Genomic DNA, 25,658 nt, shown 5'->3' with positions numbered 1-25,658 from the left:
GCGAGAGATCACTCCGCGGGTACCCCGGAATTGATTGCCTCGATCAACTTTGGTCTCAATTCCCTTGCAGTGATGACCGCATCGACCGATCCGACGTCGCGCGCCCGCTCGATACTGTGCACCCGATCGAACTCGGTCGCGACCTCGCCGAGCTTCTCCGCCCGTACGACGGTTCGCACATCCGCAAGCTCGGTGGCCAACGCAGCCCGCTCCGCCCCGGTCGCCTCGCCGACCCGTTCGGCCAGCGTCGCGACCCGCGGATCCGCGGCGGTCCGCGCGTCGACCTCACCCGCGAAGACAACCGCGGCGGCCGGCGCGCCGCCGAGCACCGAGGCGAACGATCCCTCGACCGCGAGCACGGTCATTGACGGATTCAGCGACTTCGAGAACACCACGAACGCGCCGCCGTGGTACCGCGAGACGACGCAGAAAACGATCGGTCCCCGGAAGTTCACGATCGCGCGGCCGATCTCGGCGCCGTACTCGAGCTGCAGGTTCCGCATCGAGTCCGGTGATCCGTCGAAGCCGGACAGGTTCGCCAGCACGACCAGCGGTCGGTTGCCGCTGGCCGAGTTGATCGCCCGCGCCACCTTCTTCGACGACCGCGGGAACAGCGTGCCCGCGGTGTAGGTGTCCGGGCCGTCGGTGGGCGGGAAGCCCCGCCGCGGCACCGACTTGGACTCGATCCCGACCAGACAGACCGGGAACCCGCCGAGCCGCGCGTCCTGCACGACCGCGGTGTCGGCGTCGGCCATCCCGGCCCAGCGCTCCAGCACCGGGTGGTCCTGGTCGGTGACGGCCCGCATCAGCGTGCGGATGTCGAACGCCTTCTTCCGGTCCGGGTTCGTCGCAGGCGAGAAAATCTCACCGATCGTCTTGAAATCGCTTCCGGCCACCTCGTGCGGGTACGGCGTGACGTCGCGATCCACCGGGTCCGACGTGACGGCCCGGCGCGGACCGCGCTCCCCCGGTACGACGTACGTGTGGTCGTAGTGCGTCATCAACACGTCCCGGGCCGCCTTCAGGTCGGGCGCCCAGTACTGCGCCTGGCCGTTCGGGCCCATCACCCGGTCGTACCCGCCGATGCCGAAGTTGTCCTCGGCCGACACGCTGCCGGAGAAGTCCAGCGTCTGCTTGCCGGTCAGCACCATCGCGCTGTCCGGCGTCATCACCAGGATGCCCTTGGTGTGCATCAGCATCGTCGCCTCGGCGTTCCAGTACGGCTGCGCGCCGACGTTGATCCCCGCGACCACGACGTTGATCTCGCCGCCGTCCTGGGTGAACTCGACGATCCGCTTCAGCGCCTTCGCGACCCAGTCCATGTTCTCGGTACCGGAGTCCATCGAGATCCGGGCGCCGGCCGACAGCGAGTACCACTCGACCGGGACCTGCATCCGCTCGGCCAGGTCGAGCGCGGCGATGATTCGCGCACACTCCCCCTCGGCGACCGCACCGAGCGCCATCGTCGGGTCGCCGCTCATCGCGACCCGGGTGACGCCCTCGGGGTACCGCTCACTGGGCGTGGTGACGATGCCGACGATGATGCCGGCCTTGTTCAGCCCCTTCGGCCGCTCGACCGGGACCAGGTTGCCGGCGTCGTCGAGGTCGTGCTCGACGAACGAGCCGCCCTGACCGGCGACCATCCCGCTGACCTCGTACGGGTAGATCGTGTTGCGCCGCCGCGACCGCTGCACCTTCTGCGCGTAGTCGTCCAGCGGCAGCAGCCGTCCGGTCGGCGGCTGCTCGATCGACGTGACGACACCCGCGCCGTGCTGGTAGTAGAACCGGGCCGCGACCGGGTTCGTCGTACCGTCCGGGCCGGGGACCTGGCCCTGGACCAGGACCTCCTCGATCCCGGCGCCCGCGGTCATCGGGGCGATGTTGCGCTGCAGCGCGGTCACCTCGTCGACCTGGGCCTCGACCACCGGCCAGATCTGCACCCAGACGTGGTTCATGTCCAGCTTGGCGCCTGCCGCACCGCGCGCGGAGCGAGCCCGGCGGATCGCTTCCAGGCAGTTCGCGATCGCCCGCTCGGCGTGCGGCAGCGACGTGACCTGGCCGTCCTCGTCCCGGACCACGGCGAACTGGCGGACCTGGGCCAGCGCGACGAGCCGTCGGTCGGCCGGGTTGTCCCGCGCGACGCAGTAATAGAGGAGAACGTCCTCGGGCGCTTCGAGGCGGGTGATCCGGAAGTCGCGCAGCCGCCACAGGTTCAGGCGGCGGCCGACCATCGGGTGTACGCCGCGGACGTTGTCGTCCTCGGTCATCGACCCACCGGCCGGACGGTACGTGAAGTACGAGACCGGTCGGCCGTGTCCCGGCGCGACGGCGACCGAGATCCGCCGTACCCGCTGCGCGACCGGGAGTTCGGCGACCATCCGGCGGTACAGGTCGGAGGCCTCCTGCTGCGACTCAGGCAGGTCAGGGCCGTAGAGGTACAGCTCGACGACGGCCTCGTGGCCGGCTGTACGGGCGTCGACCTGCGCGGTCAGTACGCGGGACAGGGCGCTGTCGCGGTCGGCGAGCTCGGCCACCGTCCCGACCGTCGTGACCAGGTGGCTCGGGCGGTCGTCGATCGAGTAGTCGGCGGTCGCGACCGGCCGGCCGTCGACGGCGAACTCGCGCAGGTCGTGCAGCTCGTACTCGCGGTAGTGCCGCCGTACGAGCACCTCCAGCATCGGCTCACGCTCGCCCCAGCCGCCTTCCAGCCGCTGCGCGAGGAACCGGACGATCGGCTCCGGGATGGCGGCCAGCGCGTCGATCCGCTGCTGCCGGTCCGGCGCATCCGGATTCGCGGCGAGGTCGGCGACCTCGTCGCTCACGCCGGCGATGATCGATGCGCGCTCGGCGTCGACCTGCGGTTGGTCGAACCAACGGAAGCGAACGCTCCGGGCCAGGTCACCGACCACCGGGAACCGCAGCTGCGTGGCCGGCACCAGCCGGTCCAGCAGCTCGTGCACCGACTCGTCGAGCGGCGACTCCGGCAGCGGCTCGGCGATCCACCGCTGAAGCACGGACGTCACCAGCAGTACGTCGGGATTCGAGCGCAGCTGGGCCAGGAAGATCCGGAAGACCGCCTCCTCCAGCTCAGGGCTCCGCTCGAGCCCGGTCACGCCGTAGTTGCTCAGCACCCGCGTGAGCCGGGCCTGGAACTCGGCCGGCAACCCGCCACGGTCCGGATCCAGACTCTGCAGGTACGTGTAGAAGTACTCGCGCGGGCTGTGCACCCGGTTCTCGATGCTCGTGTCAGTACCGGCCGGACGGTTCCGGCTCAGCTCGGCGAAGTCGGCGAACACGCTGAGCAGCTCGATCTCCGGCCCTACCGGAGGCCCGGCCTGCTGATGCGCGAGCTCGGACCGCGCCGCGAGGTAGTCGGCCAGCATGCCGCCCTCGTCCTGCGGGTCGATGTCGAACCCGAGCAGCATGCTCCGCAGATCATCGAGCCCACGCTCAACCCGCTCCGCCGCGGACTTCTCCCCGGTCCCGTTCGGCAGATCCAGCTGTACGCCGTTGGTCGTCGGAGCGACCGCCTCCGCACCGGACTCGTCCGCCACCGGCTCCAGCCGGAGCAGCGGCGCACCCGTCTCCACCTGGCTGCCGGTCGAGACCAGCAGCTCCTTCACGGTCGCCTTGAACGGCGCGTACAGCACCGTCTCCATCTTCATGCTCTCGAGCACGAGTACCGGCGCGCCGGCCTCGATCTCGGCACCCGTCTGCACCGGCGTCGCCACCACGAGCGCGGGCGCGGGCGAACGCAGTACGCCGCCCTCGTCGCGACTGACGCGGTGGGTCACGCCGTCGACCTCGATCAGGTGCACCGGGCCGTGCGTCGCGGTCACCAGGCGGAACCGCTGCCCGCCGACGACCAGGCGGCTCGTGTAGTCGTCCAGCCGCTCCAGCTCGGCGTCCACCATCTTCAGGTGGCCGTTGCCGTTGCCCACGCCGACCCGGAACCGCTCCGGACCGATCCGCGCCACCGTCACCCGGTAGCTCGCGCCGCGCAGCTTCAGATCAATCGCGCGGCCGACCTCGTGCTGCACCTGCGGGCGACCGCCGTGCGCGGTCTCCAGCAGCCGGGTCCGCTCGACGGCCTCGGCGTCCTCGTATCCCTCGATCGCCGCCGCGACCAGCGCGATCCCGGAATGCCGGTGCGAGATCAGCCGGCCCTCGCCGCGGACCCGGTCGATCCAGCCGGTGTCCGCACTGCCGTCGATCACCTCGGGCTGGTCGAGCAGCTCGAGGATGAAGCTCTTGTTGGTCGCGCCGCCCTCGATCAGCACGGTCGTCGCCTGCATGGCCCGCCGCAGCCGGGCGAGCGCCTCCTCGCGGGTCCGCCCGTACCCGATGATCTTCGCGATCATCGAGTCGAAGTCCGCGGGGATGCTGTCGCCCGCGCTCACCCCGGTGTCCACCCGGATCCCGGGCCCGGCCGGCAGATCGAGTACGGCGATGCGCCCGGGCGACGGCGCGAAATCGCGATCCGGGTCCTCGGCGTTCAACCGGGCCTCGACCGCGTGACCGCTCTCGACCGGCTTGACGCCCTCGAGCCGGCCGCCGGAAGCGACGTGCAGCTGGGCCTTCACCAGGTCGAACCCGGTGGTCAGCTCGGTGATCGGGTGTTCGACCTGGAGTCGCGTGTTCACCTCGAGGAACGCGAACGACTTCTCGCCCGGGTGGTACAGGAACTCGACCGTCGCGGCGCCCCTGTACCCGACCGCGAGCGCCAACCGCTCGGCGGATGCCTTCAGATCCTCGACCTGCGAGGCCGACAACAGCGGGGACGCCGACTCCTCGATCACCTTCTGGTTGCGGCGCTGCACTGAGCAGTCCCGTACGCCGAGCGCCCACGCCGTGCCCTGGCCGTCTGCGATGACCTGCACCTCGACGTGCCGCGCGCCGGTGACGAGCCGCTCCAGGAACACGACGCCGCTACCGAAAGCGCGGGCGGCCTCGTCACTGGTCCGCGCGTACGCGTCGGACAACTCGTCTGCTGAGCGGACCACCCGGATACCGCGGCCACCGCCGCCGGCCGTTGCCTTGAGCATCAATGGGTAGCCGATCTGCTCGGCCGCCGCCAGCGCGGCGTCCAGCGACTCGACCGCGCCCCGGCTCCACGGCGCAACCGGTACGCCGACCTCCTCGGCGATCAGCTTCGAACCGATCTTGTCGCCGAGCTTGCGCATCGCCTCGGCCGACGGGCCGATGAAGGTCACGCCGATCCGGTCGCACAGCTCCGCGAACGCGGGGTCCTCGGCAACAAAGCCCCAGCCGACCCAGGCCGCGTCGGCGCCGGTCTCGCGCAGCGCACGTTCGAGGACGGCGAGATCCAGGTACGGCCGGGCCGACGCCGGGCCGAGCGGATAGGTGATGTCCGCCGCGCGTACGAAGGTCGCGGTCCGCTCGCCGTCAGTGAACAAGGCCACGGTCTCGATCGGGTCACCGCCTTCGGCGTTGACTTCCCGGACCGCGTTGATCAGCCGCATCGCGGCCTCGCCCCGGTTCACTACTGCGATACGCTTGAACATCGACCGCCTCCGTGTCTCACCCTGCTTGTACAGAAGGGATCGCCCTCTGCTGGCACAGGTTTTCAGTCCATGGCCGTTACCGTCGAGTCGGCCCCCCGTTCAGGCGTGTTTGTGGCTCGGATCGAGCCTGACCCCGGCCTGGTGAAAGACTTCCGGGCAGTCGACGGAGGGGAAGCATCGTGTCGGATGAATTGATCGGCCGGCTGCGGGGAGCGGTCGCGGGACCTGTGCTGGCGCGCGGGGACGACGGCTTCGCGGAAGAGCTCGCGGGATTCAACCTCGCGGTTACACACAGTCCTGAGGCGGTTGTCGGGCTGACGTCCGAGGACGACGCGGTAGCTGTGGTCCGGGCGGCGGCCGAGACCGGTACGCCGGTTCGCGTGCTGGCGACGGTGCACGGCGTACCGAACCCGATCCAGGACGGGATCGTGGTGACGACCTCGCGGCTCAAGGGCGTGACGGTCGACCCGCAGACCAGGATCGCGCAGATCAACGCCGGCTCGGTGTGGGCCGACGTCATCAGCGCCGCCGCGCCGCACGGACTCGCACCGATCGCGGGCGCGTCCGACGTCGTCGGCTGCATCGGGTACACGCTCGGCGGTGGACTCGGCCCGCTGGCCCGGACCTACGGCTTCTCGTCCGACTGGGCGCGCGGGTTCCGCGTCGTGACCGCGGCCGGCGAGGTCGTCACGGCCAACGCCGACGAGCACGCAGACCTGTTCTGGGCGTTGCGCGGCGGCAAGGGCGGCTTCGGCATCGTCACGTCGATGGACTTCGAGCTCGTCGAGCTGAGCACGCTGTACGGCGGTTCGGTGTTCTTCGACGCGGAGCACATTACTCCCGTGCTGAACACCTGGACCGAGTGGACCAGGACGTTGCCGGAGAACGCGAACTCGTCGGTCGTGATCCTGCGTCTCCCGCCGCTCGAGTTCATCCCGGAACCGCTGCGTGGCAAGACCGTGCTCAACGTGCGCTTCGCGTACGTCGGAGATGTGGCCGAGGGCAAGCAACTGTTCCAGCCGATCCGCGACGCCGGTACGACGCTGATCGACGCGGTCGGCGAGATGCCGGCCAGCGACATCGCGCTGATCCACAACGACCCGAAGGACCCGACGCCGTCGTGGGACCGCGGGATGATGCTCGACAGGATCGATCCCGACTTCGTCGCGGCCTTCCTCGAGGCGGCCGGTCCGGAGCAGCAACTTCCGTTGATCGCGGTCGAGGTCCGGCATCTCGGCGGCGCGACGGCACGCGACGTACCCGAGGGCAGTGCGGTCGGCGGCCGTGGCGGGGCGGGCACGATGACGCTGATCGGCGTACCGGACCCGAGCCTGTTCGAAAAGGTGCTTCCGGCAACGGTCGACGGGCTGATCGCGAAGCTCGGGCCGTGGATCAGTGAGCAGACCACGGTGAACTTCGCGGGCGGGTTCGCGCTGCCCGGATCGTACGAGGCGTCCTGGCCGGCGGACACATTCGCGCGGCTGGCCGAAGTACGTGCGGACTACGACCCGGACACGCTCTTCCCGTTCGGACCTCGCCAGGAGAACTCGGGCTCGTAGCCGAGCAGACGCCGCGCCTTGTCGATCGACAGCAGCGTCTCGTTCGGCCCGAACGGCCGATTCACCTCCACGCCGGGGAACACCTCGGCGAGGAGTTCCTCGTTGGGCCGGGACATCACGGTGTCGGCGTTCGCGACGATGAAGACATCGGTCCCGGTTACGTCGTACTCAAGTGCCTTGCGGACCGCCTGTGCCCCGTCGCGGGCGTCGATGTAACCCCAGAGGTTCCACTTGCGGGCCTGGGCGTCGACGTCGAACGACGGGAAGCGGGCGTAGTCCTCGGGGTACATGACGTTGGAGAAGCGCAGCCCGATCAGCTTCAGGTCCGGGTGCCACCGGCACAGCTGGCGGGCCAGCTCCTCCTCGAGCGTCTTCACCAGCGAGTACGTGCTGTTCGGCCGCGGCGGATAGTCCTCGTCCACCGGCACGTACGGCGGGAACTCGTCGAACGGCAGACCGAGCACGGTCTCGCTCGACGCCCAGACGATGTTCCGGACGCCGGCCCGCAGCGCCGCGGAGAACACGTTGTACGTCGCGGTCATGTTGTTGTGGAACGTCGCCGCGTTCGGCCGCAGGCCCGGGGCGGGGATCGCGGCCAGGTGCACGACCGCGTCGACCCCGTCGTGCCGGTCGTCGATCCCCGCGATCGCCTCGTACGTCTGCCCGAAATCGGTCAGATCGAGCCGGGTCGACGTCACGTCGGTGCGCGCCGGCGGAGCCTGGTCGAGCGCGACCACATCCCAGCCGTTGTCGTTGAGGTGATCGACCACCGCGCGGCCGAGCTTGCCGCTGCTTCCTGTCACCGCTACCCGTGCCATGTTCTTCATCGTTGCAGATTAAAGTTGGTGTCGTGAAACTTGCTCAGCGGATGGAACGGCTCGGGACCGAATCGGCCTTCGAGGTGCTGGCCAAGGCGAAGGCGCTGGAGGCGCAGGGGCGCGAGATCGTGCACCTCGAGATCGGTGAACCCGACTTCGACACCCCGGCGCACGTGATCGCCGCCGCGCAGCAGGCGCTGGACAAGGGCTTCACGCACTACGTGCCGGCGCCCGGGATCCCGGAGCTGCGGACCGCGGTGACGGAGTTCCTCGAGCGCACCGGCCGGCTGCAGACGTCGCCGGACCGGGTGCTGATCACGCCGGGTGCGAAGCCGATCATGTTCTTCACGATCCTCGCGTTGTGCGAGGAGGGTGACGAGGTGTTGTTCCCGGACCCCGGTTTCCCGATGTACGAGTCGATCGCGTCGTTCGCCGGCGCGAAGGCGGTGCCGGTGCCGCTGCGGGAGGAGAACGGGTTCGTCATCGACCCCGAGGAGTTGCGCTCGCTGGTCACCGACCGGACCAAGCTGCTGATTCTCAACTCGCCGCACAACCCCTGCGGCAGCGCGTCCACCCCGGAGCAGTTGCAGGCGATCGCCGAGATCGCGATCGAGCACGATCTCGTCGTACTCAGCGACGAGGTCTACTGGGCGTTGCGGTACGACGGGGAGCACCACAGCGTGCTGGATGTCGACGGGATGCGCGAGCGGACGATCCTGCTCGACGGCTGGTCGAAGACGTTCGCGATGACGGGTTGGCGGTTGGGCTTCGGCGTGTTCCCGGAGCCGCTGGTCGAGCCGGTGACGCGACTGATGATCAACTCGGTCTCCTGTACGTCGGCCTTCAGCCAGTACGCCGCGATCGCCGCGCTGGAAGGTCCGTGGGACGACGTCGACCGGATGCTGGCCGCGTTCCGCGAGCGGCGCGAGGTGATCGTGTCCGGGCTGAACGCCGTACCGGGTGTGTCCTGTGTCGAGCCGGGCGGAGCGTTCTACGCGTTCCCGAACATCAGCGAGCTCGGCCTGTCGGCGTCAGCGTTGGCTGATCGCCTGCTCGACGAGGCCGGCGTCGCTTGCCTCCCGGGCACGTCGTTCGGGGTGTACGGCGAGAACCACCTGCGGTTCTCGTACGCGAACTCGGTGGAGAACATCCGCCGTGCGTTGGACGCATTCACGGAACTCGTCACATCGGACTGAGCTAGATTCGGGGACCATGAGCGGCGAGGGGAATCAGCACGGGCATACGCATCGGCTGGATCTGGACGATGCGTCGGTGCGGGAGTGGGATGCGACGGTCGTCGGGGTGGATCCGGAGCGTGGGATCGTGCTCGACCGGTCCGCGTTCTATCCCGGTGGCGGCGGGCAGCCGCCGGACGAGGGCGTGCTGCTGTGGGGCGGCGTACGGACGCGGATCGTCGGGACGGTTCGCGGCGACGACCTGTATCTGGTGCCGCACGACGGCGACCCGGTGCCTGCAGTTGGTACGGCGGTGCGTGGGGCGCTGGACGACGAACGGCGTACTCAGCTGATGCGCACCCACTCCGGGCTGCACGTGCTGACCGGAGTGGTGTTCCGCGACTTCGGGGCGCTCGTCACGGGCGGGAACATGGAGCCGTTGTCGGCGCGGATGGACTTCGACCTGGCCGAAGTACCGCCGGACTTCAAGGAGCGCGTCGCCGAGGCGGTGAACGCGGAGATCCGCACCGACCGCCGGATCACGGTCAGCAACCTCCCGCGGGACGAGGCATTCGCGATCCCCGACATCATCCGCACCGCGACCAACCTGCTCCCACCCGACATCGAGATCGTCCGCATCGTCGACATAGCCGGCCTGGACACCCAAGCCGACGGCGGCACCCACGTCGCCTCCACCGCGCTGATCGGTCAACTCGAAGTCGTCAAAATGGAAAGCAAGGGCAAAGGCTTCCGCCGACTACGAGTGCGGATCAGCTGACGCGGTCGTTACGAGCGTGGCTTCTTCTTGAGCTCGGCCTCTTGCCGACGCACCTCCGCCTGAGTGGCGCGTTCGTGCTCCAGCCAGTCCGGGTTCTCGTCGCGGATGGCCTCGATGTCGTCCGTGGTCAGCGCCTCCGTGATCCCGGCACGGGCCAGGCCGCTGATCGAGACACCGAGTCTGGCCGCCACCACAGCGCGTGGGTGGGGGCCGGTCCGCCTGAGCTCCTGCAGCCACTCCGGCGGGTCCGTCTGCAGTGCGTTCAGCTCGTCGCGCGACACAACGCCGTCCTGGAACTCCGCGGGCGTGGCCTCGAGGTACACCCCGAGCTTCTTGGCCGCTGTCGCGGGCTTCATGGTCTGGGATGTCTTGCGCGCCGTCATGGGAGCAGCGTAACGCCCGGTAACCTGACGACGTGACCGGATTCCGGCTGGGCTACGTTCCCGGCGTGACCCCAGCCAAGTGGGTCCGGATCTGGGCCGAGCGCCTCCCCCGCGTCCCGCTCGAGCTGATCCAGGTGTCTGCCGCCGACGCGCCGGAGCTGGTACGTCGTGGCGAGGCCGACGCCGTGCTACTGCGGTTGCCGATCGATCGGACCGGCCTCCACGCCATCCCGCTGTACGTCGAGCAGACCGTCGTCGTGGTGCCCAAGGATCACCTGATTACGGCCGCCGACGAGATCACCGTCGACGACCTGTCGGACGAGCTGATGCTGCACGCGCAGGACGACGTACTGGACTGGGAGCGGCCGCCGGGGCGGGTGATCGAGGAGCGGCCGGTGCGGACCGGGGACGCGGTCGAGTTGGTTGCTATGGGCACCGGGTTGCTCGTCGTGCCGCAGTCGTTGGCTCGGTTGCATCATCGGAAGGATCTGACGTACCGGCCCGTGAGCGGCGTACCGGAGTCGCAGGTTGCGCTCAGCTGGGCGGAAGCTGACGAGACGAGTGAGCTGGTGGAGCACTTCATCGGGATCGTCCGGGGGCGGACGATGAACAGCACTCGTGGACCGGCTCCCAAGACCAAGACGGTCAAGCCGAAGAAGCAGATCCCGGACAGAAGCCGGCAGAAGCCACGGCGCCGTCGCTAGTCCCAAGTTGAGTTCTCAACTACCATCGGTACATGGCGATCTTCCGGTTGAACCACGCGGTCCTGTATGTGCGCGACGTTGCGGCCAGCGTCGCGTTCTACCGAGACGTCCTCGGCTTCGGGTACACCGAGACCGGTGACACGATTCCGGGCGCGGCGTTCCTGCGGGCGCCGGGGTCGAGCAACGACCACGACCTCGGGCTGTTCCAGATCGGGTCGCAGGCGGGTTCGTCCGGCGCCGGGCGGACGACGGTCGGGCTCTACCACCTGGCCTGGGAGGTCGACACCCTCGGCGACCTCGAGGACCTCGCCGCCAAGCTGAGCGAGCACGACGCGCTGGTCGGCGCCTCGGACCACGGCACGACGAAGTCGCTGTACGGCAAGGACCCCGACGGACTCGAGTTCGAGATCGTCTGGATCATCCCCGCCGACCTGCTCACCGACGACGACCGCAACAAGACCGGCATCGCGCGCCTCAACCTCCCCGCCGAGATCGAGAAGTACGGTCGAGATGCTCGCAGCGGCGTAGGAATCTCCCGCGTGCTGGGCTGACCTTCACTTCACGATCTGGCCGGCGATCCGCAGGGAGTTGGCGAGGACGGTGAGGACTGGGTTGACGCCTCCGTTGGTGACGTGGAGGGAAGCGTCGGCGATCCAGAGGTTGTCGTGGCCCCAGATGCGGCCTTGGGGGTCTGTTGCCGAGTGAGCTGGGTCGGTGCCCATGCGGCACGAGCCGGCCTGATGTTGTCCGCTGCTTGCCCGGCCCAGCGTGCCGACGCCACCGACCGCCGTCCGGATCGCGCCGGCCTCCTCCAGCCACGCCTTGGCCTTCGCGCTCATGAATCCGTGCGCACGGACGTCCTCCGGGTGGATCGATCCACTCGTCACCACGACGGGATTGCCGAACCGGTCGACCACCGACGGATCCACCCGGACCCGCGACTCGGCCGACGACACCTCCTGGATCGGTCCGACGACGCGCAGCATCCGCCGTACCTCATGTCGCATCGCCTGCTTGCTCGCCGCCCCGGCCCGCGGGATCAACCCAGCCCCGGTCAGATAGTCGTACGTCGCCGCCGGCGTCGGCACGAACTCGTTCGCGAGCATCCCGCCGCCGACGATCCCGTCGTTCCCGTGGCGGAAGTCGCAGGTCGCGATCGACGCGCCCGGCCCGACGAGATCGACCACCTCGTCCTCGAACAGCCCGATCGCGCCGGCATACACATGCGCCTGCAGATGCCGCCCGATCTGGTCCTGGTTGTTCCCGATCCCATCAGGCTCACCGTCGTGCGCGCTGTTCAGCAGCAGCCGCGGCGTCTCCGATGCACCCGCGGCGACGACGACCTCGTCGCAGGAAACGGTCCGGCGCCAGATCCCGCCGTACCCGTCGCTTGCGACCAGCGCGACGCCGGTGACCCGGCCGACTGAGGTGACGAGCCGCTCGGCCGTCGTCTCGGTGACCAACGTGCAGTTGCCGGTCGCGAGCGCGGCCGGGAGCGCGGTGTTGTGCGTCCCGTTCTTCGCGTCGACCGGACAAGCGAACCCGACGCACTGCCCACACCGCACGCAACCTGAGCGGCCTTGGTAGTCGACCGAGTTGATCAGCAGCGGTACGTCGAGAATCCCCCACCCCAACCGCTCCGCCGCCGCGGACAACAGCTCAGCCGGACCGGTCCGCGGCATCGGAGGCATCGGCAACGGGATCGACCGCGGCTCGTGCCACGGATCCACCCCGCCACCACTCACCCCGAACCGCTGCTCGGCCAACGAGTAGTACGGCTCCAGGTCGTCGTACGAAATCGGCCAGTCGGCGAGCGCGCTGCCTTCCGGTACGCCGTACGTCGTCGCCATCCGGAAGTCCCGCGGCACGAACCGCCACGCCTGCGCGCCGTACACGCGCGTCCCGCCACCGACCGTGAACGCGTTGTTCCCCCACCCGCCATCGGGCGGCAGCACATGACTCCGCACCCCGTCCACCACCGAGATCCGAGGCCGCCCTGCCGGATCCGGATCTGTCAGCGCGGGCAGTCCGGCGACCGACCGCGGATTCCGCAGGTGATCGCGCGCGAGCGACTCCGTCGACGGATAGCGACCCAACTCCACCACGAGCACCGACCGCCCCGACTCCGCCAGCACCTGCGCCGCCGCTCCCCCGCCGGCGCCCGAGCCGATCACGATCGCGTCGTACCGATCGGCCAACTCCGACCGCGGCGTGATCGCCAACTCGGTCTGCTCCGTCGCGAAGTCGCCGGTCTGCCACCCGACCATCCCCCACGCCGCCGGCTCCGCGTAGTACCCCTGCGCCACCAGCCGAACGAGCCACGCACCGTCGGCGTCCGCCAAGGCGCCCTCAAGCCCAGCAGCCTCAGCAACCGCCAGCCCGCGCTCCACCCGCGGCAGCCAATCCGGCCGGTCCCCCACCAGCACCCGCTCGACGAACCCGACCACTCCGCCCGCCGCGGACGGAAACTCATCCGCCGGTACGACCAGCTCCGCCAGCCGCTCGAGCACGATCCGTTGCTGTTCAGAAAGGGCCACGGGCAAATCCTTTCACGCACTCGGCCGGTTCGCATGGTTTGTACTTGCCGGTCCATTCTTGCCGAGCGACGCTGTGGGCATGGCACTTGACGACTATTACCTGCTCGGGCGGTCGGGGCTGCGGGTCAGCCGGCTGGCTTTGGGGACGATGAACTTCGGACAGGCGGGCTTCCACGCGCCGTACGGCAAGACCGAGGACGAGGCGCGGGCGATCTTCCGTACCTATATCGATGCCGGCGGCAACTTCATCGACACCGCCGACTTCTACACCGCCGGTGAGAGCGAGCGGATCCTCGGCCGGCTGATCGCCGAGGCGGGCGTGCGGGAGCGGATGGTGCTCACCACCAAGGCGACCAACAGCGTCGACGCCGGCGACCCGAACGCCGGCGGCAACAGCCGCAAGCATCTGATCCGCGCGCTCGACGAGTCCCTGCGCCGGCTCGGCACCGACTACGTCGACCTGTTCCTGCTGCACACCTGGGACCGCATCACCCCGATCGACGAGGTACTGCGGACCCTCGACGACCTCGCCCGCGCCGGCAAGATCCGGTACGCCGGACTCTCCGACGTACCGTCCTGGTACGCCGCTCGCGCGCAGACGCTGGCCGACGCGCACTCGCTGACCCCGATGGTCAGCCTGCAACTCCCGTATTCGTTGGCCGAGCGGACGATCGAGACCGAACACGTCCCGATGGCGCAGCAACTCGGGCTCGGCATCACCGCGTGGAGCCCGCTCGCCAGCGGCTTCCTCACCGGGAAGTACCAGCGCGACGATGCTCGAGGTGTGGCCGGTGAGGGTCGTCTCACCGGCGACGGCTCACCCGTGCGGACCTGGGGAGACCGGCACTGGGACCTCTTGAAGACGCTCCAACACGTGGCGGACAAGCTCGGGATGACGCTGGCCCAGGTCGCGGTGAACTGGGCGGCCACTCAGCCCGGCATCGCGTCGGCGATTGTCGGGGCGAGCCGGCCGGAGCAGCTCGAGTCGAGCATCGAGGCGCTGAGCTTCGAGTTGCCGAGCGAAGTGCGGGCCGCTCTCGACGACGCCAGCGCCGTACCGCCGGAGTCGGTGTACCGGATGTTCACGCCCGAGTACCAGGGCTGGCTGGTCAACGCCGGGGCGAAGGTAGCCGACAAGCCGGTCGGCTACCGCCCGCCGGTGCTCAACTGGAGGTAGTCCAGGCAGAGGTCGAGCGCGTACTCCAGATGGGTCGACGAGCCTGACGACATCAGGATCGCCACGCCACCTTGGATCGCGGCGATCAGCGCGGCCGCGGCGCGGGCGGGATCTACGTCGGCACGGATCTCGCCCGCGGCCTGCATCTCTTCGATACCGCTCTCGAGCCGCTGCTGCCATTGCGCGAGCAGCTGACCCGTCACCGCCTGCGCGGCCGGGGTGTGCCGTCCGATCTCGGTGATCAGTACGCCGAGCGGGCAGTGCACGCCCTGCCGCCGGTACTTCTCCACGACGGCATCACGCCACTCGGCCCACGCGTCCCAGCTGGTCAGCTGCCCGAGGTGTGGCTCCTGGTCCTCGAGCACCTGCTCGGCCTCGCGCTCGGCGACGGCGAGCAGCAACTGCTCCTTGCCGTCGGGGAAGTAGTGGAACAGCTGGCTCTTCCCGGTCCGGCTGCGCCGGCCGATGTCGTCCAGCTTCACCGCACTGATCCCGCGCTCGCGGATCTCGGCGGCGGCCGCCGCCACGATCCGGTCCCGGGTCGCCGCACCCTTCGCTGTCAGCACGCGGTCAAATGTACCCGCCGGTCCATCAGCTCCGGCCGGCGTTCAGCTCCGCGAGCTTGCCGAACACCTTCTTCGGCCGCCACTGCCCGTCGTCCCCGACCGCCACCAGCCCGTACGACGAGAGGTCGAGATCGTGCTGTGGATCGTTCTCGCGGTGCGGCAGCTCGAAGCCCGCGAAACTGAACCAGAACGCCGCTGCCAGTTCGATCCGGTCGAATTCCTCGACGAGCTCGAACAGATACTCCACTTGTTCCTCCTCGTCCCGCTCGTACGAACCGTTGATGACCGGCGGGGTGACGCTGCGGTCCACGATCATCCAGCCGCTCCCGCCCCGCTCGGCCGCACCGCGATACGCGCAGCAGCCGAACTCGGTGGCGATCACCGGCTTGCCCCACTTCGACCGCGCCGCCAGCTCGTCGGCGAAGGTCGCCGCATTCGCCGCGTCCCGATACGCGTCGACGCTGACGATGTCGAACAGCTCCCAGTTCACGTCCTCCCACAGGCCGGCGGCGTACGTGATCCGGCCGCCGAACGCACCCCTCGCGGCGTTCGCCAGCTCCTCCTGCACCGAACCCCAGCGCTCGAGCCCGGCCTGCAGCTCCATCAACTTGGCCGGGTCGGTCCAGGTCGCCGGGTCGCCCATCAGCGCGAGCCGCTCCCCTGACGTGTCACCCGGCACGAAACCCTTGCAGAACACGGACAGCTCGCACCCGAGCACGAGCACGACGTCGCCGCGCGCGGACTGCCGCAGTACCTCGGCCTGCACGGCGCAGTCGGTGAGGAACGCGATGAACTCGGCCGGCTCGAGGTTCATCGGCATCGGCGAGAACCACAGCTCCAGCCCGGCCGCCAGCGCCGCCTCGCCTGCCACCACCAGCCGGTCGAGCTCCGTGCCGACCACCCGCACCGCGGGAGCGTGCAGCTCGTCGGCGATCACCGCCATCTCGTGGCGCACCGCGTCGGCATCGAAACGGTCGCGCGTACTGCGGCCTTCGTACTGCAGGCCGGTGTCGTAGTTCACCCCGATTGATCGCATGACCTCCAGCTTAGCAACTGAACTCATACTCGGTACATCTTTTTATCCGGTATGGTTAACCCGTGAACCAACAGGGCCGCCGGGAGCGGAAGAAGGCCGAGCTCCGGACCCGGATCTCGGAGGTCGCGACCGCGCTCTTCCTCGAGCGCGGCTTCGACGCGGTGTCGGTGTCCGAGGTCGCCGAGGCGGCGGATGTCGCGCGGCCGACGGTGTTCGCGCATTTCGCCCGCAAGGAGGATCTGCTCTTCGACCGTTACCCCGAGGCGGAGGCCCTGGTCGTTGCCGCGATCAACGACCGCCCGGCCGGCACGTCCGCGGTCAAGGCGCTGTCCGATCTGCTGGTCGCGCTGGCCGACGAGGGGAACCCGTTGTCCACGATCCGCGGCAGGTTCCGCCGCTTCTGGGAGGTCGTCGCCGAGTCCCGGGCGCTGCAGAACCGCGCCCGTGAGTTACTGCAGCAGATCGAGCAGGCGATCGCGGGCGCGATGGAGCGCACCGGCGTACCCGATCCTCAGCTGACCGCCGCGCTCACGGTCGCCGCCTACCGCGTCGTCCATCTGGAGTCCGTACGCCGGATCTTCGCCGGCGACGACCCCGCTGTCGTGGCCGCGGAACACCGCGAGCGGATCATCAGCGCGCTCGCCGTCGTCGATCAGGCCTTCACGTAGTCCGCGATCGTCCGCGCGCACTCGATCGACGTGGCGTGCGAGGTGTCGACCTCCACGTCGTACGTGATGCCTTCATGGACGATCAAAGCCTGCCCCTCGGCCATGCCGGTCGGCCGGTCACCGCGCGCAGCCTCCCTCTGAGCTGAGATCGCAGGGTCGCAGTGGACGCCGACCCAGAGCGTCTCGAGGTCGCCGATCGCGTTCCGCCAGCGCTGCTGCGAGGACGGGCCGCCGAGGAATACGTCGTCCATGAGCACGCGGCCGCCGGCCCGGCACATCGCGACGATCCCGGCGGTCCAGCCCGCCTCCAACGCGCGGAACACCGGTCCGACCGACACCTCGCCATCGGATCCGATCACGATCCCGTCCGGCGAACCCTCCAGCTTGGCCGGTAGCGCGTCGACGAAGTCGTCCACGCTGAACCCGAGCCACGGCTCGTCCAGCACCTCCTGCAGAGCCCGCACGAGCGCGGTCTTCCCGGAGCTGGATCCGCCGTTCAGGATGATCAATCGAGCCGTCACGCCTGCAAGGCTAGAGGCTTGTCGGGCGTCAGCTCGACGGTTTTACGGCGGGCCAACCCGAGGAACGGAAGCGCGAGCACCTGGAGACCCGCCGCCAGCAGATACGTCTGGCCGTAGCCCCACAGATCCGCGGACCGGCCGAGCCCCGGCTGGATCACGACGCCACCGGCCGAGCCGAGCAGGTTGTCGAACGACAGCACGGTCGCGCGCTGCTCCGACGGGATGTGGCTGTTCAGGTACGCCTGTCGCACCGGCGTCATCGCGGCGAACATCGTGCCCCACACCATCAACAGAACGAGCGCGGCCCAGAACGACGTCACCAGACCGATCAACGCGACCACGGCCGCGGAGATGGCGATCGCCCCGATCAGGATGAGGATCCGGTCCCGGAAGATGCGTGCGACGTACGACGCCGACGCGCCGCCGGCGATCTGCGCACCGGCCACGATCCCGGCCGACAGACCCGCGATCCAGTACGAATCGGCGTGTCCGTACAGCTGCAGCAGGTACGGCTGCGCAGCGTAGAACCCGTACACGCTCACACCCGCGGTGAACGGACCAGCCAGCATCACCCACCGCACCGGCGGATTCAGCAGCCCGTGCCGCAGCGACGCCCGGACGATCCCGCCCATCTCGCCGCGCACCGAGACCCGCGGCTTCGGCGTGAACCCGAGGTCGCGCATCGCCCGCCACGCCACCACGAAGGTGGCCCCGAGCAACAACGCACGGACGACGTACGGCGCACCGAGATTCGTCACCTGGGCCAGGAACCCGCCGCCGATCGAGCCGCCCATCATCGCGATCCCGCTCGCCACCTGCCCCTTCGCGAACGCCGCGTCGAGCGTCCCGCGGTACCCGGTCGCGTGCAGCCCGTCCACCAGCCAGGCCTCGGTCGCGCCGCTGAAGAACGTGAACCCGAGCCCGAGCAGCACCGACACCACCGCCCACAGCACGAACGGCGCGTGCGCCCGCCACAGCAGCAGGTAGAGCAGCGTGGATCCGAACAGGGTGGCTGTCCCCAGGAGGTATGACGTACGCCGGCCGACCGTGTCCGCGACCACACCGGTCGGGACCTCGAACAGCACCATGCCGGCGGTGAAGAACGCGTTGGCGGCGAAGGCCTTGCCGATGCTCAGTCCCGCGTCGAGCAGGAACAGCGTGTTGATGCCCCAGATCATCGACGAGGCACCTGTCGAGACCACGACCAGCGTCACGTAGGTCCGCAGTACCCGCTCCGGCGTCATCTCCTGTGTCATGTGAGGTACGTCGGAGTCGCTCTAACTGTCTCGACATGCACCCCGGTAGCTCCTGGGGCGGGTATCGTCCGGGCCGTGACGATTCAGCAGGACGGCGCCACGACCCATGAGCGGAATGTCCACGACACCGTCAAACTCGCGGTGGTCATCGGGGCACTCGGTGTGGTGTTCGGTGATATCGGGACCAGTCCGATCTACACGATCCAGACCGTGTTCAACCCCGAGGACCCGCACCCGGTGCCGGTCAGCGACGCGAACGTGTTCGGTGTGGTCTCGCTGATCTTCTGGTCGGTGATGATCATCGTCACCGTCACGTACATCCTGCTCGCGCTGCGCGCCGACAACGACGGCGAGGGCGGCCTGATGGCGCTGATCACGATCCTGCGCGGCTGGGCCCGTCGGCACCCGGAACGCAAGGGCGCCGTCGTACTGGCCGGGCTCGGGCTGTTCGGAGCGTCGCTGTTCTTCGGCGACAGCATGATCACGCCAGCCATCTCGGTACTCTCCGCGGTCGAAGGCCTGAAACTCGTCGAGCCCTCCCTCGGCGAGTACGTCGTACCGATCACCGCGGTGATCATCATCGTGCTGTTCATGGTCCAGCGGCGCGGGACCGAGGCGGTCGGCCGGGTGTTCGGGCCGATCATGATCCTCTGGTTCGCCGCCATCGGCGCGTGCGGGATCAGCGGGATCGCCGGACATCCGGAGATCCTGAAGGCGCTGTCGCCGACGTACGCGATCAGCTTCCTCGCCGGGCACTTCCACATCGCGTTCTTCGCGCTGGCCGCGATCGTGCTGTCGGTCACCGGAGCCGAGGCGCTGTACGCCGATATGGGGCACTTCGGCCGGAAGGCGATCACCCGCGGCTGGCTGTTCCTCGTACTGCCCGCGTGTGTGCTGAGCTACCTGGGCCAGGGCGCGCTGATCCTCAAGGACCAGTCCAATATCAGCGGGCCGTTCTTCCTGCTGATCCCGGACTGGGGCCGGCTACCGCTCGTACTCCTCGCGACCGCGGCCACCGTGATCGCGTCGCAGGCCGTGATCACCGGCGCGTACTCCGTCGCCTCGCAGGCCGCGAAACTCGGCTACCTGCCGCGACTGCGGGTCGCGCACACGTCGGCGACCACGGTGGGTCAGATCTACGTGCCGTGGATCAACTGGCTGCTGCTGGTGTCGGTGCTGACGCTGGTCTTCGCGTTCCGCAGTTCGGCCGCGCTGGCCTACGCGTTCGGTATGGCGGTCACCGGCACGATCACGATCACCACGACGCTGTTCTTCTACGTCGCCCGCTACCGCTGGAACATCTCGTGGTGGCTGATCGGCGTCGGCGCAGCGTTGCTGCTCTCGGTGGACCTGCTGTTCGTCGGGGCCAACCTGACCAAGCTCATCCACGGCGCCTGGCTGCCGCTGCTGATCGCGCTCACCGCGTTCACGATCATGACGACGTGGCAACGCGGCCGCCAGGTCGTCACGGCCGAGCGGGAGCGGGCCGAGGGTTCGCTGCAGGAGTTCATCAACCAGCTCGGCTCCGGCGACATGCCGATCCGCACAGTGCCCGGTACGGCGATCTTCCTGAACCGCGGCGGCGTCAGCACCCCGCTCGCGCTGCGGGCGAACGTCGAGCACAACCAGGTGCGCCACGAGCACGTGGTGATCGTGGCGATCGAGACCGCGGAGGTGCCGCGCGTCCCCGAGGACCAGCGGGTGATGGTCAACGATCTCGGGTACGGCGACGACGGGATCACCCACGTCACGATCAAGTTCGGGTACATGGAGTCGTCGGACGTCCCGAGCGCTCTGGCCCTGCTGGACCCGGACGCCACCGAGGGCCCGATCGATCTCGAGCACGCGTCCTACTTCCTGTCGAAGATCGAGCTCCGCCGGGGCGACGCACCGACGATGGCGGGCTGGCGCAAACAACTGTTCCTCGCCACGTCCCACATCACCGCGGACGCCGCCGAGTACTTCGGTCTCCCGCGCGACCGGACCGTCATCATCGGATCGCATATCGAGTTGTAGCGCATGGACCAGTCGTACGACGAGAGCCACCCGCTGCCGCAGCTGTCGGGGCTCGTTCGTACGGTCTGGATCCAGCGGACGGGATCTGTCGCGTATGTGCAGCGTGACCTGCCGACAGGTGGGGTCGAGCTGCACTGCCCGGTGGGTGGTGTGCCGCGGTTGATCGGGCCGTTGACGCACGCTCAGGTGCAGGTGATCGCGCCGCGGACGACGATCGTCGGGGTGCGGTTCATGCCGGGCGCGGGCACGGCGCTGCTCGGCGTACCGGCTGATGAGCTGGTTGATTGTGCGGTTGATCTGTGGAGGCCGGTTGCGGAAGAGATCGGGTCGGTCGTGGCTTCGGCTGATCCGGAGGTCGCGTTGCTCGAGGTGCAGCGGTATCTGGCTCGTCAGCGGCTGCGGCCAGATCCGCTGGTCGCGGAGCTGGTGCGCCGGCTGATGCCGTGGGATCCGACCGGGATCGCGTCGTTGGCCGACGATCTCGCGTTGTCGGAGAGCCAGCTGCGACGCCGGTGTCTGTCGGCGACCGGCGTCGGGCCGAAGACCTTGCAGCGGACGTTGCGGTTCCAGGGATATCTGGCGCTTGCCCAGGCCGGCTACGGTAACGGGCTCGCGGATCTCGCTGCCGAGACCGGGTATGCGGATCATGCGCATCTGACCCGGGAGTGTGTGCGGTTGACGGGGGTGACTCCACGGGAGCTTCTCGGGGACAAGGCCGATCGCTGCGACTGCGGCCACGACCACTCCGCGTCGTACCGCCCGTTCCTCGCCGGCTGGTACGACCGTTTCCTTCAAGCCCAGACATCCCGCCGCCGTCTACCGTCGGCCCATGGAGCTGATCGCACCTGACCACCCGCAGTACGACGTACTCCGTCGTCCCGCCCTCCCGCACTACCGCGCCATCCGCCCGGCCCTCATCGCCCGCTGCACCTCCCCTGCAGATGTAGCCGAGGCCCTCGCCTACGCCCGCACCCACGCCCTCCCCTTCGCCCTCCGAGGCGGAGGCCACTGCTTCGCAGGCCACTCCTCAACCACCGGCCTCCTGCTGGAGCTGTCGGGAATGAACTCGGTGTCAGTTGCGGATCACCAGGCAACGATCGGTGCTGGGGTTCGGCTGGCGGCCGTGTATCGCGGGCTGCATGAGCACGGGCTGACGATTCCGGCGGGATGTGGACCCACGGTCGGGATCGCTGGGTTGACGCTTGGCGGCGGACTTGGCCTGCTGGGGCGGCGGTACGGGTTGACCTGCGATCGGCTCGTCGGGGCGACGGTTGTGCTCGCGGATGGTCGAGTTGTGGAGTGCTCGCAGGAGCGTGAGCCGGATCTGTTCTGGGCACTCCGTGGTGCCGGAGGTGGTCAGTTCGGCGTAGTCACGGCGCTCGGGTTCGCCGCCGTACCATCCCCGACCGCCACCCGCTTCACCATCACCTGGCCCCGCACCCACGCCGCCGACGTGATCGCCGCGTGGCAGACCTGGGCCCCCGACGCTCCGGACACCATCACCGCCAGCCTCGCCGTGACCGCCGACGAGGTGCGCGTCTTCGGCGCAACCCTCGCACCCTTCGACCCCGGCCCCCTCACCGGCGAGGTCGAACTCCGCGACGGCCTCACCTGGCCCGACCTCAAACGCAGCTTCTCCGACGAAGACACCCCGGGCGACAGCGTCATCCACAGCAAGTCCGAGTTCTTCAGCTCCCCGCTCCCCCGCGACACCATCGCCCAACTACTAGCCGCCGGCTGTGAGCTGAGCTTCACCCCGATGGGCGGCGCCTGCAACCGCGTCCCCGCCGACGCCACCGCCTTCGCCCACCGCGGCGAACGTTTCCTCCTCGAACACACGGGCACCGACCAAACCGCAGTACGACGCTCCTGGTCCATCGCCCACCCACACGCCTCCGGCCGCCTCTACCCCAACTTCCCCGACCGCGACCTCACCGACCCCATCGCGTACCACGGCCCCAACTACGAGCGCCTGCTCGCCATCAAGCAGGCATACGATCCAGACCACATCTTCGGAGGCATCAGATGATCGTGCTCTACATGACCATGTCCGTCGACGGGTACGTCGTCGGACCGGACGACAGCATGGAAGAGCCGATGGGCCGGAGCGGGTTCCGGCTCTTCAACTGGCTCGACGACCGCAACTCCGACGGACCGAGCGGCCAGGTGTACGGCGAAGCCCAGGCAACCGGCGCCGTCATCGCCGGCCGCCGCACCTTCGAACACGCGGGCCGGTGGGGCGGCGACCACCACGACGGCGTACCGATCTTCATCCTCACCCACCACGTCGACGACAACGACGTACCACCCGGAAGCGCTCGCTTCGTCACCGACGTCGGCGAGTGCGCCGCCCAAGCCCGCGCCGCCGCCGGCGACCGCAACGTCCTGGTCCACGGAGCCGGCGCCGCCCAGTCCCTCCTCGCCGCCGGCGAACTGGACGAACTGGAACTCCACGTCGTCCCAGTCCTCCTGGGCCAAGGCCGCCGCCTCTTCGACAACCTCCCCGCCAACCTCGTCGAACTAGAACAAGTCCGCCAACTCCCCACCCGCGACGTAACCCACCTCCACTACAAGGTCCTGAAGTAGATGACACTCTCGAAGAAGTCAGCCATCGAAGCCCACTGGCGCGCATCCGAGAGCGGCGACATCGACGCAGAACACGCGATCTACGCGGACGACGCCGTACTCGAGTACCCCCAATCCGGCGAACGCTTCCGCGGCCGCTCCACCATCGCCGCCCAACGCAACACCCACCCCGCCGACCGCCACTTCACCGTCCGCCGCATCCTCGGCACCGACGACCTCTGGATCACCGAGTGCACCATCACCTACGACGGCGCACCAACCCACTCCGTCTCCATCATGGAATTCACCAACAACAAGGTCACCCACGAAACCCAGTACTTCGCCGACCCCTTCCCAGCCCCCGAGTACCGGGCTTCACTCACCGATCAGAGCCAGGGTGGGAGTGGGGCGGCGGGGTGACCGTTTGAGGTGATGTTTGTGTAGGGGCGGCCGGCTAGGTAGGCGGCTAGGTCGGGGAGGGGGCCGTTGACGTCGGGGACGTCGGGGCGTTGGGTGCGGATGTCTTTGCAGAGGGCTTCGAGGAAGTCCGTCGGGAGGTCGGCGAAGGTCAGGCCGGTGGAGAGGTCTACGGCGTGGATGAGGACTTCGCGGGAGCGCATCCAGGGGATTCGGGTAGCGGGGATGGTTGCGCCTTGGGCGGTGCGGACAGATGCCTGCCATTGGTCGGGCGTGAGGGCCGACATGGCATCCGCGAGCCGGGCGGCGGACTCGTCGTACCAGGAGCGTAGTTCGTGCTCGGGGCGGAGGGCGGCGGATTCTATGTCGGCGTTGCGGGCCTCTGCGGACGGGTACATCGGGCGTTCTTCGCCGGTGCGGGCCCAGTGGACGAGGTTGCCCAGGGCCTCGGCATTGAGCGACAGATGGGCTGCCACGTGCCGCCGTTTCCAACCTGGCAGCGCCGATGGCGCGTCCAGGTCAACCAGTGCCTCGCGGCACTTCGCCGTACCCTCGTCGATCCACTCATCAACCCGAGCCATGAGTGGAACGTAGCCGACGACGGCGCGGGTTCTTGCAGCGGTGGGGTGTTCTGGTGAGACTGAGCCGATGAAGGAGGGGGCCCCGCCATGGTGACGTCGATCGGGGTGGTGGGACCGTCGGACCTGGTCACCTCCACCAGCCGGATCCTGAAGGGACTGCGTGGGGTCGAGATCGTCCCGCTGCGCTACCGCCGGGAGACCGATACGCCGAAGGTGATGGCGAACGCGCCGGGAAGCGTCGACGCGTGGCTGTTCACCGGTGTCGTCCCGTACCAGATGGCCGCCGCGCAAGGCCTGCTCGACCGCCCCGCGGCGCACGTCGAGTACACCGGCGCCACGCTGATGCGCGCCCTCGTGCAACTGCTCAGCGAGGGCCGTGACGTCACCTCGATCAGCATCGACGTACTCGACGAGGCCGAGGTGCGGGAGACCTTCGACGAGGTCGGGCTGCCGACGAGCGGCGTACGCGTCCTGCCGTACCGCCCCGGGTTGAGCCTCGAGGAGATCCTCGCGTTCCACCACGAGGCGCGCGCGACTGTCGCGATCACCTGTCTGCGATCGGCGTACGAGAAGCTCCGGACCGAGCAGACCACGCTGCGGCTCGCCCCGTCTGTCCACTCGGTGCGCAGCGCGGTGAACAGTCTCCTGCTCGTTCATGACGCTTTGCGCAGTGACGATGCGCAGATCGCCCTCGGCCTGGTCGAGATCTCCCCGGACGCCGAGAGCGCGCTCCGCCGCGAGGCCGGCTCGCTCGGCGGCAGCGTCATCCGGTACGACGACAAGCGCTGGCTCGTCATCGCGACCCGCGGACCGCTCGAGCAGGCGACCGCCGCGTTCACCGAACTCGGCATGCTGACCCGCTTGAAGGAACAATTCGGACCGGTCCGGATCGGCTTCGGCATCGGCGGCTCCGGCACCGAGACCGAGGCGCTGGCACGCCGCGCACTCGGGCGGGCCAGGACCGCAGGCCGTACGGCGGCAGTCGTCTCGCTACGCAACGACATCGACCTCGTGCTCGTCGGCGGAGCCGCACCACGAGCCCAGCAGCGATCGAAGCTGCAACTGCTCGCCCAACGCGCCGGCCTCTCGAAGGCAACCCTCGAGCGCCTGCAGGAGCTCGTCCACGCAACTCCGGACGACGGCCTCACAACCCGCTCGGTCGCCGACTACCTCGGCATCCAGCCGCGTACGGCGCGCCGCGTCCTCAACCGCCTCGAGCGCGCCGGCCTCGCCGACGCCACCGGCACCCAACTCGGAACCGGCAGCGGCCGCCCCCTCGTCGTCTACCGCGTTCATCTCTGATTGTTTCCCAGCGGTTGACGCACTGACGCACGTCCGGCTAATTTCAGCCATGACCGTAATTCAGTGCGTACTGT

The 25,658-nt window shown here is 68.9% G+C and carries 22 protein-coding genes; 13 read left to right on the top strand and 9 right to left on the bottom strand.

Going from position 1 to position 25,658, the window contains the following annotated elements:
• Positions 1 to 8 precede the first annotated feature (8 nt).
• Positions 9 to 5,525, bottom strand: a complete 5,517-nt coding sequence (locus ACFWUU_RS10570; RefSeq protein ID WP_380174568.1) for a carboxyl transferase domain-containing protein — start codon at positions 5,523 to 5,525, stop codon at positions 9 to 11.
• Positions 5,526 to 5,704: 179 nt separating this feature from the next.
• On the opposite strand from ACFWUU_RS10570, the gene ACFWUU_RS10565 reads away from it, so the two are divergent.
• On the top strand, positions 5,705 to 7,084 hold the full coding sequence (locus tag ACFWUU_RS10565; RefSeq protein ID WP_380174566.1) for an FAD-binding oxidoreductase: 1,380 nt from the start codon (positions 5,705 to 5,707) through the stop codon (positions 7,082 to 7,084).
• On the opposite strand, the gene ACFWUU_RS10560 is transcribed toward ACFWUU_RS10565, so the two are convergent.
• Complete coding sequence (locus ACFWUU_RS10560) at positions 7,027 to 7,911, bottom strand: NAD-dependent epimerase/dehydratase family protein (protein ID WP_380174564.1); 885 nt, start codon at positions 7,909 to 7,911, stop codon at positions 7,027 to 7,029. The genes ACFWUU_RS10565 and ACFWUU_RS10560 overlap by 58 nt on opposite strands.
• Before the next feature lie 23 nt (positions 7,912 to 7,934).
• On the opposite strand from ACFWUU_RS10560, the gene ACFWUU_RS10555 reads away from it, so the two are divergent.
• Positions 7,935 to 9,098: a pyridoxal phosphate-dependent aminotransferase gene (locus ACFWUU_RS10555; RefSeq protein ID WP_380174561.1), complete on the top strand. Its 1,164-nt coding sequence runs from the start codon at positions 7,935 to 7,937 to the stop codon at positions 9,096 to 9,098.
• 16 nt (positions 9,099 to 9,114) lie between these two features.
• Positions 9,115 to 9,855, top strand: coding sequence for an alanyl-tRNA editing protein (locus tag ACFWUU_RS10550; RefSeq protein WP_380174558.1), 741 nt, complete (start codon positions 9,115 to 9,117; stop codon positions 9,853 to 9,855).
• A gap of 8 nt (positions 9,856 to 9,863) precedes the next feature.
• Here the strand turns inward: ACFWUU_RS10550 and ACFWUU_RS10545 are convergent, their stop codons facing one another.
• Positions 9,864 to 10,238, bottom strand: coding sequence for a DUF5997 family protein (locus ACFWUU_RS10545; RefSeq protein ID WP_380174556.1), 375 nt, complete (start codon positions 10,236 to 10,238; stop codon positions 9,864 to 9,866).
• Positions 10,239 to 10,270: 32 nt separating this feature from the next.
• Between ACFWUU_RS10545 and ACFWUU_RS10540 the strand changes: the two genes are divergently transcribed.
• Together ACFWUU_RS10540 and ACFWUU_RS10535 are read left to right on the top strand one after the other, a co-directional pair.
• Positions 10,271 to 10,942 carry a LysR family substrate-binding domain-containing protein gene (locus tag ACFWUU_RS10540; RefSeq protein ID WP_380174555.1) on the top strand — a complete coding sequence of 224 codons (672 nt, stop codon included), beginning with the start codon at positions 10,271 to 10,273 and terminating at the stop codon, positions 10,940 to 10,942.
• 32 nt (positions 10,943 to 10,974) lie between these two features.
• Positions 10,975 to 11,493: a VOC family protein gene (locus ACFWUU_RS10535; protein WP_137257385.1), complete on the top strand. Its 519-nt coding sequence runs from the start codon at positions 10,975 to 10,977 to the stop codon at positions 11,491 to 11,493.
• Positions 11,494 to 11,496: 3 nt separating this feature from the next.
• On the opposite strand, the gene ACFWUU_RS10530 is transcribed toward ACFWUU_RS10535, so the two are convergent.
• Positions 11,497 to 13,479 (bottom strand): GMC family oxidoreductase N-terminal domain-containing protein, encoded by a 1,983-nt coding sequence (locus ACFWUU_RS10530; protein WP_380174553.1) that lies wholly within the window; start codon positions 13,477 to 13,479, stop codon positions 11,497 to 11,499.
• A 79-nt stretch (positions 13,480 to 13,558) separates the two neighbouring features.
• On the opposite strand from ACFWUU_RS10530, the gene ACFWUU_RS10525 reads away from it, so the two are divergent.
• A complete protein-coding gene (locus ACFWUU_RS10525; protein WP_380174551.1) occupies positions 13,559 to 14,656 on the top strand; it encodes an aldo/keto reductase in 1,098 nt (365 codons plus the stop codon).
• Here ACFWUU_RS10525 and ACFWUU_RS10520 read toward each other — a convergent pair.
• Both ACFWUU_RS10520 and ACFWUU_RS10515 read right to left on the bottom strand, forming a co-directional pair.
• Entirely contained in the window at positions 14,626 to 15,222 is a 597-nt protein-coding gene (locus tag ACFWUU_RS10520) for a TetR/AcrR family transcriptional regulator (RefSeq protein WP_380174549.1), read from the bottom strand. The genes ACFWUU_RS10525 and ACFWUU_RS10520 overlap by 31 nt on opposite strands.
• Before the next feature lie 25 nt (positions 15,223 to 15,247).
• A complete protein-coding gene (locus tag ACFWUU_RS10515) occupies positions 15,248 to 16,258 on the bottom strand; it encodes a hypothetical protein (protein ID WP_380174546.1) in 1,011 nt (336 codons plus the stop codon).
• Positions 16,259 to 16,320: 62 nt separating this feature from the next.
• Between ACFWUU_RS10515 and ACFWUU_RS10510 the strand changes: the two genes are divergently transcribed.
• Positions 16,321 to 16,926, top strand: a complete 606-nt coding sequence (locus ACFWUU_RS10510) for a TetR/AcrR family transcriptional regulator (RefSeq protein WP_380174544.1) — start codon at positions 16,321 to 16,323, stop codon at positions 16,924 to 16,926.
• Here the strand turns inward: ACFWUU_RS10510 and cpt are convergent.
• Together cpt and ACFWUU_RS10500 are read right to left on the bottom strand one after the other, a co-directional pair.
• Positions 16,911 to 17,447, bottom strand: coding sequence for a chloramphenicol phosphotransferase CPT (cpt, locus tag ACFWUU_RS10505; RefSeq protein ID WP_380174542.1), 537 nt, complete (start codon positions 17,445 to 17,447; stop codon positions 16,911 to 16,913). The genes ACFWUU_RS10510 and cpt overlap by 16 nt on opposite strands.
• The gene (locus tag ACFWUU_RS10500) at positions 17,444 to 18,703 is read right to left on the bottom strand and encodes an MFS transporter (RefSeq protein WP_380174540.1); all 1,260 of its coding nucleotides are present in this window, start codon (positions 18,701 to 18,703) and stop codon (positions 17,444 to 17,446) included. The genes cpt and ACFWUU_RS10500 overlap by 4 nt, the downstream gene beginning before the upstream one ends.
• A 75-nt stretch (positions 18,704 to 18,778) precedes the next feature.
• On the opposite strand from ACFWUU_RS10500, the gene ACFWUU_RS10495 reads away from it, so the two are divergent.
• From ACFWUU_RS10495 to ACFWUU_RS10475, 5 genes are read left to right on the top strand one after another with little or no spacing between them, the layout of a single operon-like run.
• Positions 18,779 to 20,719, top strand: a complete 1,941-nt coding sequence (locus ACFWUU_RS10495; RefSeq protein ID WP_380174538.1) for a potassium transporter Kup — start codon at positions 18,779 to 18,781, stop codon at positions 20,717 to 20,719.
• A gap of 3 nt (positions 20,720 to 20,722) precedes the next feature.
• Positions 20,723 to 21,568, top strand: a complete 846-nt coding sequence (locus ACFWUU_RS10490; RefSeq protein ID WP_380174536.1) for a helix-turn-helix domain-containing protein — start codon at positions 20,723 to 20,725, stop codon at positions 21,566 to 21,568.
• Positions 21,549 to 22,748, top strand: a complete 1,200-nt coding sequence (locus ACFWUU_RS10485; protein WP_380174534.1) for an FAD-binding oxidoreductase — start codon at positions 21,549 to 21,551, stop codon at positions 22,746 to 22,748. The genes ACFWUU_RS10490 and ACFWUU_RS10485 overlap by 20 nt, the downstream gene beginning before the upstream one ends.
• Entirely contained in the window at positions 22,745 to 23,305 is a 561-nt protein-coding gene (locus ACFWUU_RS10480) for a dihydrofolate reductase family protein (RefSeq protein WP_380174532.1), read from the top strand. Before ACFWUU_RS10485 ends, ACFWUU_RS10480 begins: the two co-directional genes overlap by 4 nt.
• A complete protein-coding gene (locus ACFWUU_RS10475; RefSeq protein WP_380174530.1) occupies positions 23,306 to 23,704 on the top strand; it encodes a nuclear transport factor 2 family protein in 399 nt (132 codons plus the stop codon).
• Here ACFWUU_RS10475 and ACFWUU_RS10470 read toward each other — a convergent pair.
• Positions 23,671 to 24,282, bottom strand: a complete 612-nt coding sequence (locus ACFWUU_RS10470; protein ID WP_380174528.1) for a maleylpyruvate isomerase family mycothiol-dependent enzyme — start codon at positions 24,280 to 24,282, stop codon at positions 23,671 to 23,673. The genes ACFWUU_RS10475 and ACFWUU_RS10470 overlap by 34 nt on opposite strands.
• 87 nt (positions 24,283 to 24,369) lie before the next feature.
• On the opposite strand from ACFWUU_RS10470, the gene ACFWUU_RS10465 reads away from it, so the two are divergent.
• Entirely contained in the window at positions 24,370 to 25,584 is a 1,215-nt protein-coding gene (locus ACFWUU_RS10465) for a helix-turn-helix domain-containing protein (protein ID WP_137257397.1), read from the top strand.
• The last annotated feature ends 74 nt before the right edge of the window (positions 25,585 to 25,658 follow it).

Origin of the sequence: Kribbella sp. NPDC058693 (assembly GCF_042715335.1) — a bacterium.
GTDB lineage: Bacteria > Actinomycetota > Actinomycetes > Propionibacteriales > Kribbellaceae > Kribbella > Kribbella jiaozuonensis.
This window is presented reverse-complemented; position numbering and strand designations above follow the sequence as displayed.